The organism is Flavobacterium degerlachei (genome assembly GCF_900106645.1).
GTDB classification, from domain to species: Bacteria; Bacteroidota; Bacteroidia; order Flavobacteriales; family Flavobacteriaceae; genus Flavobacterium; species Flavobacterium degerlachei.
In genome coordinates this window covers 42282-58830 of sequence record NZ_FNMV01000002.1, presented here as the reverse complement: position 1 = coordinate 58830, position 16549 = coordinate 42282, and the positions used below count along the sequence as shown (strand labels likewise).

The window sequence follows — 16549 nt, the reverse complement described above, 5'->3', positions numbered from 1 at the left end:
ACGTGGATTGAAACGAATAGCGGGAATAGCTCCTGAAAAAATCAGTACAAAATCCTTATAATTGAGCTCAAAAATACGGATAAATACTATTTTATGAAAATTGATTTCGATTTTTATTGCTAAGAAAAGATATTACACTTATATTTGTGGCTACATTCAAAAATTCCGGAAAACATGTTTGAATTTTCACAGTACTTAGGCTTTTTACTTTTTTTATCAATTCTAACATTAGGATTTTGGTTAATGTTTTTTTTAGTTAGTTTCGTATCCTATTGGGTAGGTGGCGCAACTTGGGAAGCATATAAAGAAAAGAGAGATAAAAAGAAGCAAGAACAATCAGTTTAGTTTGATTGTTACTTAAAAAAGGACCCGTTTACGCGAGTCCTTTTTTTTATGCCTTATTTTTAGATAAAAAAAATACGGGTCCGTAATGAAACGAACCCGCATTTATGATGAATTAATTAACCCAATTAAATCATTTATTATCCTGGAAAACCACCACCTTCTTCTTCGTTGTTTTTTGGAGCATTTTTATCTCTATCCGTTTTCTTTTTATTCAAACGGTAGGTAAATGACAAGTTAAATTGTCTTTTTCTCCACTGAAACTCGCTATAGTTACTTACACTTAGTAAATTAGTCTCCGATTTCATTTTACGTGAATTGAAGATATCACTTACGTTAAAAGCGATTGTAGCATTGTCTTTTAAGATATCCTTGCTAAATGCAGTATTTACCATGTATTGACCTAAACTTTTCCCTTGTGCCGTATTACTAGGTCCAAAGTACATTCCGCTTGCTTGCCATTCAATTTTGTATGGTAATGTTAAACGAGAGTTCACTCTTGCGAACCAAGAGAAAGCTTCGTTGTCAAGATTTTGAACAACCACTTCATTTTGTGAATTGGTGTACATGAAATCTCCAGTTGTGTTTGTGTTATAAAGATTGAAACTACTGTTTATTTTCCATTTTTTGATAGGAGAATAATTTAGGGTAAATTCAAATCCAAATTTTTGTTCTTTTCCAATGTTGATAGGAGTACTAAGAATTACCGGCGTACCATCTACAAACTCACCGCTCTCATAACGTACAAAAGAAAATACATCAGTTGTGTTTTCAAAATACATAGAAGTATTAAAAGTTACTTTGTCCCAACGTTTGATATATCCTAAATCAAATTTATCAGTCAATGAAGGGTCTAAATCTGGATTACCTCTAAAGATATTGATATTACTTGAAATGTTAGGAGTAGGGTCTAAAAAGCGTCCTCTAGGTCTTGATAAACGTTTGCTATAACTTAATGATAAGCTACTTTCATCTGAAATTTCGTAATTCACAAATGCACTTGGGAAAAACTTGTTGTATTTTTTATTGTTAAATTCATTGGTGTCCAATAAATTAACGTCGATATTAGTGTCTTCCCAACGCAAACCAAATAAGTAAGAGAATTTATTTACCTTAAAACCATATTGAGTGTAAATAGCATTAATTTTCTCTTTGTATTCTAAGGTGTTAGATAGAAAGTTGTCTACACTATTCCCGTTATCACTAGAGAAAATGTCATAATCCTTATTCAGGTTATTGAAATTCCCTTTGTATCCAGCCTCAAACTGACTTCCTTTACCAATAGGTAAAACATAATCAGCTTGAAATTGAAACTGTTTCTGAGTTTCATGATTAAGTGTCGTACTATACGTTGATTGATCTGGGAAAGTTACATTCACACCATTAATGGTTGAATCATCTTTATCGTTATTTCTAGAAAATGATCCGTCAACGGTCAATTTATGACCATTATCATCGAAGTTCTTAAGGAAGTTAGATGAAAATTCGAAATCTTCTCCTTTATCATTTCCATCATTTAAACGGTAGCTATAAGAAGTGAAATCTTTATTGCTATCAAATGCATTGTAGTTTACTAAGTCTTTGTTTTTTCCGCTATTTTCTCTGTAGCTGATCGAGTTAGTCCAGAATGTATTTGGAGCAATTGTCCATTCTACTCCAGTTTTAGTAGAAATTCCTTTTCTAGTTCTCTGCGTATCGCGATCCTCGTTAATGAATTTATTGATAGATCCGTCAGGATTGAAATACTGTGAATTAGTTAATCCAGCACCTTCATTCGTTCTGTAGCTGTAACCGGTAGAAGTGAAGTAATTCATCTTCTCTGTTTTGTAATTTAAGTTGGTGCTTAAGCCATATGTTTCAGGAATTCCTGCAGAAACGATAAAAGTACCGTTAAAGCCTTGGTTTTTTCCTTTTTTCAGAATGATATTCAAAATTCCGGCTCCACCTTCTGCGTCATAACGGGCAGATGGATTTGTGATAACTTCTACTTTGTCAATAGCATCTGCTGGAATTTGGCGTAAAGCCTCAGCCATGTTTAAAGCGTTTGAAGGACGACCATCAATGAAAATACGAACATTGTCGCTACCTCTTAAACTTACGTTTCCTTCAACATCAACAGATACAGAAGGGACGTTTTCTAATACATCACTTACTGTCCCACCTTTAACAAGCATATCTTGACCTACATTATATACTTTTTTATCCAGTTTTATCTCAACAGTAGATTTCTCTGCACGGATAACAACTTCGTTTAATTGGGCTGCGTCCTCTACTAAAGCAAGCGTTCCTAAACTGATGCTTTCTTTAAGGTTTTTGTCTTTTAATTCAATTGATTTAAAAGATATAAACTCAATTTTAATAGTATACGTTCCAGGGATTACATCAATATTAAATTCTCCTTTTGGATTCGTGATCCCTCCAGCGATTACTTTCGCCGACTTTGAGTTTGTAAATGTAACTGTCGCGTATTCGAGCGGCTGCTTGCTTATTTTTTCAATCACTGTACCTGTAATCTTAATTCTTTCCGCAGTAGAAGCTGGTCTTTGCTGCGCAAAACTCAATAAGAATGTAAAGAACAATGTAAGTGTAAAATAATAATTTAATTTAGAACGCATTATTTTTTAGTTTTGATTATTTTTAATTGGAATGCAAAAATCGGATTTGGTTTAAAGGGCAAATCACAAAAATCTGTTAAAAAAGCAAAAAGGGATTAAATAAAAACGGCTACTTTATCTAATTCTCTGCCAATGATGGCTTTATCTCCTTTTATTACAATTGGTCTTTCTATAAGTATAGGATTAGAAACCATTGCTTTAATGATTTCATCATCAGTTATTATTTGATTTTTGAAATTTTCTATCCAAATTTTTTCTTTTTGGCGCACTAATTCCAACGGCTTCATATTTAGTTTCTTTAGCAGGGAAACTAATTCATTATAAGTGGGTGGCTGTTCTAGATATTTAATGATTTCATAGTCTTGTCCAGAGTCATCTAAGAAAGCTAAACAATTTCTGGATTTCCCGCAGCGTGGATTATGATATATTTGAATCATGGTTATTATTTTTTTGAATGAAATAAAAAGGTTATTTTCGAACATACAAAAGTAGGCTTTGAAAGTCTAATCACACATTTAATTAAAGAATAATACATGTTTATAGAACAAGGCGTAAATTCAGAAAATAAGTTTTGGAAATATTTGATTGGCTCAGTGGTAATTATAGTCGCCTCGTTTGTAGGACAGGTTCCGCTATTATTGGGTTTGTTATATGAAACAATGGTGGGAGGAAAAGCATATCCTTCAAACAATGATGCCGTCATGCACTTTTTTGAACCTAATTTGACCTTATTTCTGATTCTACTTTCTTTTGTATTTACCTTAATAGGTGTTTATTTTGTGGTGAAGTACCTGCATAATCAAACCATGCTTTCCATAACAACATCTCGGAAAAAAATGGATTGGTCCAGATTCTTTTTCTCGTTTTCCATCTGGGCAATTTTTACAGTTATTTCTACTTTACTCTTCTACTTCGTCAATCCCGAAGATTTTATAATTAATTTTAAACCACTACCTTTTGCTATACTTGTTATTATAGGGACGCTTTTGATTCCAATTCAGACCAGCACGGAAGAATATGTGTTTAGAGGGTATTTAATGCAGGGATTTGCCAATCTTGCTAAGAATAAATGGTTTCCATTGCTGATGACTTCAATTATTTTTGGAGGTATGCATTTGTCTAATCCAGAAGTTACTAAGATGGGAAATATTGTTTTCGTATATTATATAGGCACTGGTTTGTTTCTGGGGATAATCACTTTAATGGATGAAGGAATGGAACTGGCTTTAGGTTTTCATGCGGCTAACAATCTAGTAAGTGCTTTGCTGGTTACCTCTGATTGGTCTGCTTTTCAAACGCATTCTCTTTTTAAGGACATATCAGAACCTGAGGCAGGTTTAGATGTTATCTTACCAGTAATTGTAATATACCCGATACTTTTATATATCTTTAGTAGAAAATACGAGTGGTCCGGTTGGAGAGAAAAACTGACGGGTAAAATTAATATAGAGGAAGTCAACAATATTTAAAACAAAAAATTGCTAATGAACACGGTAACCTACAAAAACGTACATAATCTTTTTAAGTTAAATGGTGTCCACTTGGATAAGGATGAGTTATGTATAGCAGCCTATTATCTGATAAAAGAAGGTGATGCATTTGAGAAATCTATTGGGGATTTTTTATTGGATTGGTTTGATAATAATCCAAACATCGATTTACAAAGTTCAGGAACGACAGCTGAACCTAAAATTATAAAGACAAGCAAGCAGTCAATGGTCAACTCCGCTTTGGCTACAGGTGATTTTTTCGAATTGAGCCCTGGTGACAAAGTATTGTATTGTTTACCCACCAGATATATTGCAGGAAAAATGATGTTGGTTCGCAGTTTTATATTGGGGCTGGAGATTGATTTTGTAGCTCCAAGCTCTCATCCTTTGGCTAAAAATAAGACTAAATATGATTTTGTGGCTATGGTGCCGTTGCAGGCTCAAAACTCATTGGCTGGATTGAAAAATGTAAGAAAGATGATTGTTGGTGGAGCTAAAATGAGTAAGTCTCTTGAAAAAACACTAGTGAAATCGAAAGCCGAAGTCTATGAAACCTATGGTATGACAGAGACAGTTAGTCATATTGCAGCTAAGAAAGTAGGAGAGGAAGCATTTACCCTTTTACCAAATGTCACCATTTCGCAAAACGGTGATAATTGTCTTATAATTAATGCTTCAAAAATTTCTGTAGAACCAATTATTACAAATGATCTGGTAGAAATTATAAATGAAAAGCAGTTTGTGTTTTTAGGGCGTATTGATAATGTAGTTAATAGTGGAGGAATCAAATTAATTCCAGAGCAAATTGAAGCGAAATTATCAGCTGAAATTAATTCCCGTTTTTTCGTAGGTGGTATTTCGGATTCAGTTTTAGGGGAGAAATTAATTCTGGTTATAGAGGGTGAAAAACCAGCTTCGGATGGAGTTAGCTTTGAAATGTTAGATAAGTATGAAAAACCCAAAGAAGTTTTTTATGTTTCCAAGTTTATGGAAACGGATAATGGAAAAATCAAAAGGAAAGAAATTTTGCTAAGTATTTAAATAGCATAAAGAAGCATTTGCCACAGCAGATGCTTCTTTTTTTTAAGGTTGTTTTGGTAGTTAAAAATAGGAATCAACTTCTATTAAATTAGAAGAAAAGGCCTATGATAAGAATTACATGTGCCAAGAATAAATTTTGCTAATCAAATATTCAGTTTAGTTACAGTCAGAAATAGACTTTTTTTCAGGGTTTTCTTTTATTTAGATCTTTTAGGATTTTAGTAACCCAATCTGTACTCATTTCCACCGCCACTTTTACATTGGATTTTGAGGTTTTAGACTCGTCGTTTGCTTTCCAAAACCAAAATGATTTTGAATCCAGTAAATTGGCTTTTTTAGCTTTTATTAGTTTTTCAAATGATTTTTGAGAATACTCCGTCGAACCAGCTCCTACTGTCACTGCAATTACATCTTTTCCAGTAATTTTCAGTTGTTTTTCTATTGCTTTTGATATAGCCCAGTCAGGCGCCCAATTATAGGTGTTGGCACAAAATACATATAACTGATAGTCGGTTGTTTTAATATCTTTCATAGCAGCGACCGTAGCTATAGTAACATTAAAATCGTTGTCGGCGCAGACACGACCAATGGATTCAGATATTTGCTGGTCTAGATTGTAAAATGGGTCTGGATCATATAGTATCAATACCTTTTTTGAAGCGTATATATTTCCCATATTCCATTTATCGTAAGGACCTTCTTTTTCTACCCACACGGTTAATACGCCCCATATGAATAAGACCGCCAAAACCCATATAATTATCTTTTTCATGCTTTACACAACTTGTTTTTAAAAACCAGATTTTCCATTTTTATTAGGTGTTATTTGTAAAATTTAAAGTCTAAAAATCTTATTTAGTGAAGCAGTAATTAAACTTCAGTCCTAAGATATTTTCTGCATGGCCTTTGAGGACATAGTTAGTTAGATTCAAAGATATGCCAATGTGTCGAGTTTTTTCGCCATAAGAAAAATATTTACCTAGGTTTATTCCAGAACACCAACCAAAACGGGCATCACCAGAATACTCAGAGACAAAACCCATTCCTATGCTGCTGTTTTCATCGGAAATAGCATAACCTACTCCAGTTTCAAACCCTAGGAACCACTGGCGTCTAAAATAAAATTGAAGATTTGGCTTCACTGCAAATAAACCAAAGTTCTTATATAAAGCCCTTTTTTTTATTTCGTCAAATGGACTTTGGATGTCCGAAAGATCTGGGGACATATTTCTGGCAAAGCGATAATCATACTCGGCTCTAATTCCTAACTCTGTTTTTTTAGATATTTTTTTAGCCGCCCTTATATTAATACCGATACCAGCCCTATGTGAACGGTACATTTGGATATGTACAGGTACAGAAAGATTGAAACCACCCTCTAAGAAAATTGACTTGTCTAATTCATTAGCATTTTCTGGTTGGGACGTTTGCTGTGCAATACAAAATTGAATTGCAAAGCAAATTATAGTTGTCAATATAACTGATGACCTTTTCATTTTACCTTTGATTTAATCATTTTTATGATAAGTTTTTATTTGTATTTTACACTATATACAAAAGGGAGTATTGGGAAAGTATAAATTACTTATTTACGCTCTTAGTTGCTACCTATACTATTAAAGATATAGAATATTTGTATAAAAAACTGTTAATCAACGATTAAAGGTAAAAAAATCCGTAGTAAAACTTGTTTTGAATATTGTATAAACTATTTGCACTGTTGTCTAGAAAAACAAGTGATTTTTGTCAGTATTAAAAAAAGTTAGCTTGGTTTTTTAGAATTGTTCTTGAAATATTTTGAATGAGAAAACGATCAAAAAATTAATGTTAACTGCAAGGGATTATTCTCAGTGTTTTTCTGAAAGATTAGATTTTTGGGGTTTTATATCTTTTAGAATCCAGTCCAGCTCAGGGTCATTTTCTTTGATTCGGTCTTCAATTGTAGGTATGATTTCCTTGTCAGGAAAAATGCCACGACCTTCTTTAGCCGTTTTGAATGTGGACTCCATCATCATTATACCAGTACGAATTTGGATTTCACTGTTGGGTAATTTCACTAGAGGCATAAATCCGGCAACAGTTCCATTATAGGCACCACCAGTTTCTTCACCCACAAAAAAAGCTCTTTTTGAACCTTGTAGACTTGTGGAAAGAATGCTAGATGCCGAAAAACTCCCGCCATTTATTAGAACATAGATTTTACCTTTAAAGGCATTTTTATTCACTTTATCAAGTCTGGTATGGGTGGCATAATAATTTTTTCCGTTATCGTGCTTATGAACAGTCAATAGTAAATAGCCATATACTATTGGTGAATATATGACTTTTAATACTTTGATGGGAAATGAACCGCCATGCCAATAAGCACCATTAAATAAACTGGCTTTTGAAACTACTTCAGATTTCTCCAAAAAGACGAAGCTGGAGTCGGCCAAATAGGAGTATAAATTTACAATTTCGCTTAGCCGACCACCGCCGTTATCACGTAAATCAAGAATAAGCGTATTTGATTTGGACTGTTCAATTTTGTTGAAGCTTTCTTTGTAGAATGTCCTAAAGTGCCCTTTTTTAAAACTCCTGATTTTCATTATAGCAACACTACTGTCTTTTTCTAAAAAGCGAAGCTCATGGATGTAATTCTTTTCGTCTTTATTGTAACCGTTTACTCTTTTCTTTCTTCGAATTTCCCTCGATTTTTGTTTATCAATTGAAGTCAGAACCTTTTTGTTTTTATTGGCAAGTTTTTCAAGAGTATCTTCTTTTTTCCTTAAGATTGTAACCGCTTTAAGACTGTCGTTGAATTGGAAATTAAATTGTATGCTGTCCTTGATTCCATTTTCATTTGTGAAATAAGAAGAGAATCTTTTGCCAGCGCTGCGGTTTTTGAAAGTAGTATTGAAACCGTCTGAACTAAAAAAGCGACTATTTTTATTAATTAAATCAATAGCATTTACTCCGTTGACGGCTATAACTTCAGTTCCTGCTTTTATCGTTTTGTTGTTTGATTTGCTTTTTACAACATATAATTTATTGTTCAAGAATTCATAGTCGAATTGGGAAAGCGGACCTATGCCTTTCTTAAGAAGTGCTTTTATTTCTTTCTTTTTGAATTTTTTGCTTGGAGCAATGACTGTCAGATGACCTTGTCGAACTGAAGCCACCACAGGACTCAGTTTTGTATAAAAATCAAAAGGGAGCATGGGTTTACTAATGCTTGATTTTAGGCTGTCGAACTTATAGTCAAGTTCTTTTTTGCTAATATACCAATACAGATTGGGATGTAATTTTTGTAATTTCCGATAGGTAAAATCAACATCAGATTTTAGTTTTTCAACAGAGATTAAATTATTCAAATGTTCGTTGTACTTTTTTACTGAAGCACATTGGACAAAGAATAACATTATGAAGATAAAAAATATGGTTTTTCTCATGTTCTGTATTTACACGAAGGCCTTTAAAAAGTGTTAAGGTAGTTGTATTATGACCACTACCTTAACACTGATTAATATAAACTATACCTGAATGACACCTAAATTAAATTTCTTTTCAATAGGAGAATGATTCGCTGCTTCAATACCCATAGAAATCCATGTACGAGTGTCTAAAGGGTCAATAATAGCATCTGTCCATAATCTGGAAGCGGCATAATAAGGAGAAACCTGCTCGTCGTATCTGGCTTTTATTTTTGCGAATAATTCAGCTTCTTTTGCCTCATCAACTACTTCTCCTTTTGATTTTAGAGAAGAGGCTTCAATTTGAGCCAGAACTTTGGCTGCTTGTGTTCCGCCCATTACTGCTAGTTCTGCACTTGGCCAAGCAAAAATTAATCTTGGATCATAGGCTTTTCCACACATCGCATAATTTCCAGCTCCATATGAATTCCCAACAATTACTGTGAATTTAGGGACAACAGAATTACTTACTGCGTTTACCATTTTGGCACCATCTTTTATGATTCCGCCTTGCTCTGATTTAGAACCGACCATAAATCCAGTGACATCTTGTACGAAAACCAAAGGAATTTTTTTCTGATTACAATTAGCTATAAAACGGGTAGCTTTATCAGCACTGTCGGAATAGATGACTCCGCCAAATTGCATTTCACCATTTTTAGTTTTTACCACTTTTCTTTGATTGGCTACAATCCCAACAGCCCATCCGTCAATTCTGGCATAACCAGTTATTATGGTTTGGCCGTAACCGTCTTTATAAGCTTCAAACTCTGAATTGTCAACGAGACGATTGATGATTTCCATCATGTCGTATTGCTCATTTCTAGCTTTTGGCAGTATACCATATATATCTTTCTCGTCTAATGCAGGCTTTACAGATTTCACACGGCTGAAACCGGCTTTATCATAATCGCCTATTTTGTCAACGATGTTTTTTATTTTGTCTAAGGCGTCTTTATCGTCTTTGGCTTTGTAATCAGTAACACCTGAAATTTCGCAATGCGTTGTTGCACCTCCTAAGGTTTCATTGTCTATGCTTTCGCCAATGGCTGCTTTGACTAAATAACTTCCAGCTAAAAAGATACTTCCTGTTTTATCTACTATTATAGCTTCGTCACTCATAATAGGAAGGTAAGCACCACCAGCAACACAACTTCCCATAATGGCCGAAATTTGGGTAATACCCATGCTGCTCATTTGTGCATTGTTTCTGAAAATACGTCCAAAATGTTCCTTATCCGGGAAAATTTCATCTTGTAAAGGCAAATAAACACCTGCACTATCTACTAGGTAAATAATGGGTAATCTGTTTTCCATTGCAATTTCCTGTGCGCGTAAATTTTTCTTAGCGGTAATAGGAAACCAAGCTCCCGCTTTCACGGTAGCGTCATTAGCCACAACAATACATTGTTTTCCTTTTATGTAACCTATTTTTACAATCACACCGCCTGATGGGCAGCCACCGTGTTCTTTATACATTCCTTCACCTACAAAAGCACCAATTTCGATACACTTCGCTTTTGGGTCAAGTAAGTAGTCAATGCGCTCACGTGCAGTCATTTTACCTTCGCCATGAAGTTTTTGAATACGTTTTTCTCCTCCGCCAAGTTTTACTTTCGTAAAATTCTGTTTTAATTGAGAAAGTAGAAGTTTATTGTGATCTTCATTTTTATTGAAGCTTAAATCCATGATATTATAATTTTTTGTGAGAAAATAGATGGCTAAAATACAAAATTCGCTGAGATAAATTTCAGGATTAATACTAGTTTAGAATCAAAATTAAATATTTGTTAGTGTCCTTATAAATGCAAAAAAGAAAACAGTTGTTTAGATCTGTTTTCTTTTTGTTATTTTATAAAAAGGTATCGATGTTAAGACTATTACCGATAATTATTTTTTAGATTCGTTAACCAATCTTTTTAAAATGGCCCATTGTTTAAGCGCATCGCGTGCTTCGACTGCCGGATAACCCAACATGGTTTTTCCAGCTGGAATATCACCTGTTACTCCAGAACCTGCACCTACAATTGCACCACTTCCAATGGTAGTATGATCTTTTATAGAAGCGCTTCCTCCGATAATAACACCATCACCTAAGGTTACAGATCCTGCAAGACCACTGTTTCCTGCCATTATGCAAAAACGTCCTAGTTTACTGTTATGGCCTATTTGAACTAAATTATCTATTTTGCAACCATCACCCAAAACGGTAGAACTGAATTTTCCACGGTCAACACAAGTGTTTGCGCCAATTTCGACCCCGTTTCCAATAATAACATTTCCAATCTGGGGTATTTTGACCAAGCCTTTTTCAGGACAAGGACGAAAACCGAAGCCGTCAGCTCCAATTGTTGCGTTAGGATGTATAATACAGTCATTACCAATGTGGCAACGCTCTCTAACTACAGTTCCAGACCAAATTACGGTATTTTTTCCTATCGTTGATTCATCTAGGATAGTCGCGTTTGGGTATATAATAGTGTTTTCTCCAATTTTTACATTAGGGCCAACATAGCAACCAGCACCTATTTTAGTACCAACACCTATTACCGCTGTTCTGTCTATTACGGCAGTTGGATGAATGTCAATATAAAATTCCGGCATTGGTTTTGCAAAAAGCTCTAGAACTTGTGACATGGCCAAGTCGGCATTTTTTACTTTTATAAATGCGCGGTTCTCACCTGGTTCGATAGAAATATCCTCATTTACAACAGCAACGCAAGCTTTCGAACTAGACCAAAGTTTTTCGTATTTTTTATTTCCTATAAACGATATTTCAGAATCAGAGGCAACTTCCAATTGCTCAGGTGCAGTAATTGATTGTAAAGTATTACCGAAAATAACACCATTTAGGACTTCGTTTATTTCTTGTACGGAATAGGATTTCATAAGGTTGTTTAAAGATTGAGTTGGGGTATAATTCTCAAATAAAGTGATTTAGAGTTAAAGTTCCTAATATTTTTTAATTCTTTAACACGTATAAATGTGGTATTTATATAAACAATTATAATAAATATGTAACTATCTGATTTGGTAATCAACTACTTTTGCAAGTTATTATCCTATTATATACCATGAAAAAACTGCAAATAAAGTTCTCCATTTTTATATTTTTATTTTCTTTTTTTACCGCAAATGCTCAGTTGCAGGCTTTGTTTAATAATAAAACCCAACAACGAAATTTGACCGAAAGATGGGAATTAGATACAACATCTGCTAGGGGGACTTTTTTAGTTACGCCTTACAAATCCATGTATGTATTACCAGTTCATTGGACTAGCTCTCCTAATGAGCAACCTAGTTCTGGGAATACTGACCCGGATTATATCGCACCTGCAGGAGTTGATTATGATAACGTGGAAGCTAAATTTCAATTGAGTTTTAAGACTAAAGTTCTACAAAGCTTTTTATTTGGAAAAGGGGATTTATGGGTTGGTTATACGCAAATATCACATTGGCAGATTTATAATAATGATTTATCTCGCCCTTTTAGAGAGGTGAATTATGAACCTGAAGTAATTGTGAATTTCCCTGTTAAATTTAATTTTCTAGGACTTAAAACCCGAATGGTTGGTGTGGCATTAAATCATGAATCAAATGGGAAAAGTGATCCTTATTCTAGAAGTTGGAACAGAGTTATTTTTCACGCTGGACTCGAATATAATAATTTGACGATCTATGTTAGACCTTGGCTTATTTTACCAGCAGCTAAAAATGACAATCCAGATATTGGGGAATATATAGGAAGAGGTGACGTAAATATAATTTATGCTAAAAACGGGAATATTATATCCTTTATAGGAACCCATAATTTGAATTTTAATTCTAAAGCAAGAGGAAGTGGGATGTTTTCTTGGTCTTATCCAATAAAAAACAATTTAAAAGGTTTTCTACAAGTTACTCATGGTTATGGTGAAACGCTTATAGATTATAATCATTTGCAAACAACGGTTGGTGTTGGAGTTTCTTTAATTGAATGGTTGTAGTTTTTTAGTTTACTAAAGCAAAAAAAGGCTACTGAATTAATGCACTGCTTTTAAGATAAATTTGGTATTTTTGAAAGGAAGAGGGAAGTTGAATGATAATGTGATTTCCTTGATAGTTTTTGAACAATATACTTACAGTAAATGAAACTTAAGATAAGAACGGATTTTTATTTTTGTCAGCAGCGCTACTTTTTTGTTGTAATCTGCGAGCCCAAACAAATGCTAGTATGATTGAAGACGCAATAGTAATAACCAAGAATAATAAGAGTAAATTAAACAACATTGAGCAATTGCTGGTAGTTTACAATTATCAACCAGAAAGTTACAGTGCTGTTTTTGTTGCCTTTGAGAAAAAGGATGGAAGTTGGGCTTTAAAATTTGATCCCGTAGAAGTAGGTATTGGTAAAAATGGATTTGCCAATCCACTTACTAAAAAGGAAGGCGACGGAAAATCCCCAACTGGAATATTTCGTTTAGGAAAATTGTTTTCTTACGAAAAGCAATTAAATACACTACTTGAGAATCAACAAACCACTGCTGACGATAAATGGATTGATGACCCTGATTCAGTGGATTACAATACTTATGTAAAAGGTACTACCAGTGCAAAATCGTATGAAAATTTATTGCTAAAGAATGATGCCTACAAATATTGTATGGTTGTAGAATACAATACTAATCCAGTTATAAAAGGAAATGGCAGTGCTATCTTTTTTCATTTAGGTGTAAAAAAACCTTATTTTACTGCAGGTTGTGTTGCAATTGATGAAGGCAACATGAAGTCAATAGTGAACTGGTTAGACCCTAAAATGAACCCATCGATTATAATGGGAAATTTGAATGTTTTGAAAAATGGTTTGTAAACAGTAATACAACATCTGCTTAAATTAAAAAATCCTCTCCACTTTTCGATAAATAAAAGTGAAGAGGATTTTTATATAAATTTAGAACCTCAAAAGGTCGCTAGCAGAGTTAACTATTCCTCTTCCTTTTGTCCCATCATCATAAGATAGGCTTTCAAGAATTGATCAATTTCACCATTCATAACGCCATCAACATCGCTGGTTTCGAAACCGGTGCGGACATCTTTGACTAATTTATAGGGCTGCATCACATAATTCCGGATTTGGGAACCCCATTCGATTTTCATTTTACTTGCTTCGATATTAGCTCGTTCTGCCTGTTGCTTTTTTAATTCGATTTCATACAATTGAGATCGTAGCATTTGCATCGCACGCTGTCTGTTATCTTGTTGCGAACGGGTTTCAGAACATTGAATTTGAATTCCTGTTGGTTTATGGACTAATTGTACTTTAGTCTCTACTTTATTTACATTTTGTCCTCCGGCACCACTAGAGCGGGAAGTCGTAATTTCAATATCAGCAGGATTAATATCAATTTCGATACTATCATCAACTAAAGGATACACATAAACGGACGCAAAAGAAGTATGCCTTTTAGCATTACTATCAAAGGGAGATATACGTACTAAACGGTGTACACCATTTTCGCCTTTTAAGTATCCAAATGAATAATCCCCTTCAAACTCAAGTGTGACAGTTTTAATACCGGCAGCCTCTCCTTTTTGGAAATTCAGTTCTTTTATTTTGTAACCATGCTTTTCGCCCCACATCATGTACATACGCATGAGCATTTCGGCCCAATCACAACTTTCAGTTCCACCAGCACCAGCAGTTATTTGTATTACGGCGCTTAAGGTGTCACCTTCATCCGAAAGCATGTTCTTGAATTCGATAGCTTCAATATGATTTTCTATCAATGCATATTGCTCGTCAAGTTCTTCTGCAGTTAGTTCCCCTTCCTTATAAAACTCGTATGCTAATTGCAATTCGTCAGTCATTTCGACTGCTCTATCGTAATCTTCAATCCATTTTTTCTTATTCCTAAGATTTTTGACAATGGCCTCCGCTTCCTTTGGATTGTTCCAAAAATCAGGGGCAAAAGTCTTCTCTTCTTCGTTTGAAATCTCAATTAGTTTGGCATCAACGTCAAAGATACCTCCTCAACGCACCAAGGCGCTCTACAATACCTTTAATTTGTTCGGTAGTTGTCATAAATTATGTAATTTTGTTCGACAAAAATAAGATATAGTTTTTAGAATATGGAAATAAATTTAATTAGCGATACAATTACCAAGCCTACACACGAAATGTTGCAATATATGTTTAATGCTGAGGTGGGTGATGATGTATATAAACAGGATCCTACAGTAATTGAACTTGAAGATACCATTGCACAAATTTTTGGTATGGAGGCAGGACTTTTTTTTCCCTCTGGAACAATGGCAAATCAAGCAGCAATTAAATTACATACCCAAGCTGGCGAACAAATAATTGCTGATAAATATGCCCATGTCTATCTTTACGAGGGTGGAGGTGCGTCTTTTAACAGCGGGGTTTCTTTTTCCTTGATTGATGGTGACCGCGGGATGATAACTGCTGAACAAGTTGCGGCAGCTATTAATGATCCTGAGTTTTATCACAGCCCTTTAACGAGTTTAGTTTGTGTCGAGAATACCACAAATAAAGGAGGAGGCGCTTGTTATGAAATTGAAGATTTACAAAAAATAAAGGCTGTTTGTGATGCCAATAATTTGAAATACCATCTTGATGGTGCCCGAATTTGGAATGCGTTAATTGCTAAAAAGCAAGACCCAAAGTCATTTGGAAAAATATTTGATACGATTTCAGTTTGTTTGTCAAAAGGTTTAGGGGCGCCAATAGGCTCTGTTTTGTTAGGAGATAAAGCGACTATTCACCGTGCTTTAAGAATACGTAAAATATTAGGCGGAGGAATGCGACAAGTAGGATATTTGGCGGCAGCCGGATTATACGCATTAGATCATAACATTAGTCGTCTTGCTGAGGATCATCGCAGAGCAAAGGAATTAGCAGAAATATTAAAAACTAAAGAATGGGTGGCTAAAGTAGAGCCAGTAGAAACTAATATTTTGATTTTTACTTTGGCGCCAAATTACAGTGAGAAAGTTTTAATTGAAAAACTAAAACAAAAAAACATATCCATCAGTTCTATGGGACAGGGAAAATTAAGAATGGTAACGCATCTTGATTATAGAGAGGTGATGCATACTTATGTATTAGAAACCTTATCAAAGATGTAAATGATGAAAAATGAATTATGAGTTTTTAAATCAACTCATAATTCATTTCTTATAACTGTGTTGGATTATTTAAACATATTCTCCATTCCTGGAATCATTGGCATGTCCATTTTTGCAACAGCGTCAAGCTCAGCTTCGTTTACTTTTGTAGCTTTCTCGATTGCTTTGTTCATTACTAGTATCATATAGTCTTCCAATTGCTCTTTGTCCTCAAGTAAAGAATCGTCAATAGTAACTGATTTTATCGTTCTATTAGCCGTAATAGTTACTTTCAATAAACCATCTGTACTTTGTTCGTCTACAAGAACTGAATCCAATCGTTTCTTTGTTTCTTCCATTCTTTGTTGGGTTTCCTTAAGTTTTCCCATCATTCCCATTAAATCCATTTTGATAATTTTAAAATTATATAAGTACGAAATTACAAAATTTGCAACAATACACAATGTTAAATAAGATGAAAAACGCAGTCTTTATGAGTTGG

The 16549-nt window shown here is 34.2% G+C and carries 14 protein-coding genes; 5 read left to right on the top strand and 9 right to left on the bottom strand.

The window, feature by feature from the left end; translation table 11 throughout:
* Positions 1-482: 482 nt before the first annotated feature.
* Positions 483-2957, bottom strand: a complete 2475-nt coding sequence (locus BLV91_RS02410; protein ID WP_091429238.1) for a TonB-dependent receptor — start codon at positions 2955-2957, stop codon at positions 483-485.
* A 95-nt stretch (positions 2958-3052) separates the two neighbouring features.
* Positions 3053-3394, bottom strand: a complete 342-nt coding sequence (gene arsC / locus BLV91_RS02405; RefSeq protein ID WP_091429743.1) for an arsenate reductase (glutaredoxin) — start codon at positions 3392-3394, stop codon at positions 3053-3055.
* 96 nt (positions 3395-3490) lie between these two features.
* On the opposite strand from arsC, the gene BLV91_RS02400 reads away from it, so the two are divergent.
* Together BLV91_RS02400 and BLV91_RS02395 are read left to right on the top strand one after the other, a co-directional pair.
* Entirely contained in the window at positions 3491-4426 is a 936-nt protein-coding gene (locus tag BLV91_RS02400; RefSeq protein ID WP_091429235.1) for a CPBP family intramembrane glutamic endopeptidase, read from the top strand.
* 15 nt (positions 4427-4441) lie between these two features.
* The gene (locus tag BLV91_RS02395; protein WP_091429233.1) at positions 4442-5488 is read left to right on the top strand and encodes an AMP-binding protein; all 1047 of its coding nucleotides are present in this window, start codon (positions 4442-4444) and stop codon (positions 5486-5488) included.
* 184 nt (positions 5489-5672) lie between these two features.
* Here BLV91_RS02395 and BLV91_RS02390 read toward each other — a convergent pair whose 3' ends face one another.
* The 5 genes from BLV91_RS02390 to lpxD form a co-directional block, all read right to left on the bottom strand.
* Positions 5673-6260, bottom strand: coding sequence for a hypothetical protein (locus BLV91_RS02390; protein ID WP_091429230.1), 588 nt, complete (start codon positions 6258-6260; stop codon positions 5673-5675).
* Between the two features lie 79 nt (positions 6261-6339).
* A complete protein-coding gene (locus tag BLV91_RS02385) occupies positions 6340-6984 on the bottom strand; it encodes a hypothetical protein (RefSeq protein ID WP_091429228.1) in 645 nt (214 codons plus the stop codon).
* A gap of 351 nt (positions 6985-7335) precedes the next feature.
* The gene (locus tag BLV91_RS02380) at positions 7336-8919 is read right to left on the bottom strand and encodes a S41 family peptidase (protein WP_091429225.1); all 1584 of its coding nucleotides are present in this window, start codon (positions 8917-8919) and stop codon (positions 7336-7338) included.
* 81 nt (positions 8920-9000) lie between these two features.
* Complete coding sequence (locus BLV91_RS02375) at positions 9001-10629, bottom strand: acyl-CoA carboxylase subunit beta (protein ID WP_091429222.1); 1629 nt, start codon at positions 10627-10629, stop codon at positions 9001-9003.
* Between the two features lie 201 nt (positions 10630-10830).
* Complete coding sequence (gene lpxD, locus BLV91_RS02370; protein WP_091429220.1) at positions 10831-11829, bottom strand: UDP-3-O-(3-hydroxymyristoyl)glucosamine N-acyltransferase; 999 nt, start codon at positions 11827-11829, stop codon at positions 10831-10833.
* A gap of 185 nt (positions 11830-12014) precedes the next feature.
* On the opposite strand from lpxD, the gene BLV91_RS02365 reads away from it, so the two are divergent.
* Together BLV91_RS02365 and BLV91_RS02360 are read left to right on the top strand one after the other, a co-directional pair.
* A complete protein-coding gene (locus BLV91_RS02365; RefSeq protein WP_175513935.1) occupies positions 12015-12926 on the top strand; it encodes a phospholipase A in 912 nt (303 codons plus the stop codon).
* A gap of 227 nt (positions 12927-13153) precedes the next feature.
* Positions 13154-13789, top strand: a complete 636-nt coding sequence (locus tag BLV91_RS02360; RefSeq protein WP_091429219.1) for a L,D-transpeptidase family protein — start codon at positions 13154-13156, stop codon at positions 13787-13789.
* Between the two features lie 113 nt (positions 13790-13902).
* Here the strand turns inward: BLV91_RS02360 and prfB are convergent.
* Positions 13903-15001 (bottom strand): peptide chain release factor 2 gene (gene prfB, locus BLV91_RS02355; protein WP_139262256.1). Its coding sequence is split into 2 segments (ribosomal slippage): positions 13903-14937 and positions 14939-15001, totalling 1098 coding nucleotides; the frame shifts between segments, so codons are not numbered across the junction.
* 47 nt (positions 15002-15048) lie between these two features.
* Here prfB and BLV91_RS02350 point away from each other — a divergent pair.
* On the top strand, positions 15049-16068 hold the full coding sequence (locus BLV91_RS02350) for a threonine aldolase family protein (RefSeq protein WP_091429213.1): 1020 nt from the start codon (positions 15049-15051) through the stop codon (positions 16066-16068).
* A gap of 65 nt (positions 16069-16133) precedes the next feature.
* Here the strand turns inward: BLV91_RS02350 and BLV91_RS02345 are convergent, their stop codons facing one another.
* The gene (locus BLV91_RS02345) at positions 16134-16454 is read right to left on the bottom strand and encodes a YbaB/EbfC family nucleoid-associated protein (protein ID WP_091429210.1); all 321 of its coding nucleotides are present in this window, start codon (positions 16452-16454) and stop codon (positions 16134-16136) included.
* Positions 16455-16549 lie beyond the last annotated feature (95 nt).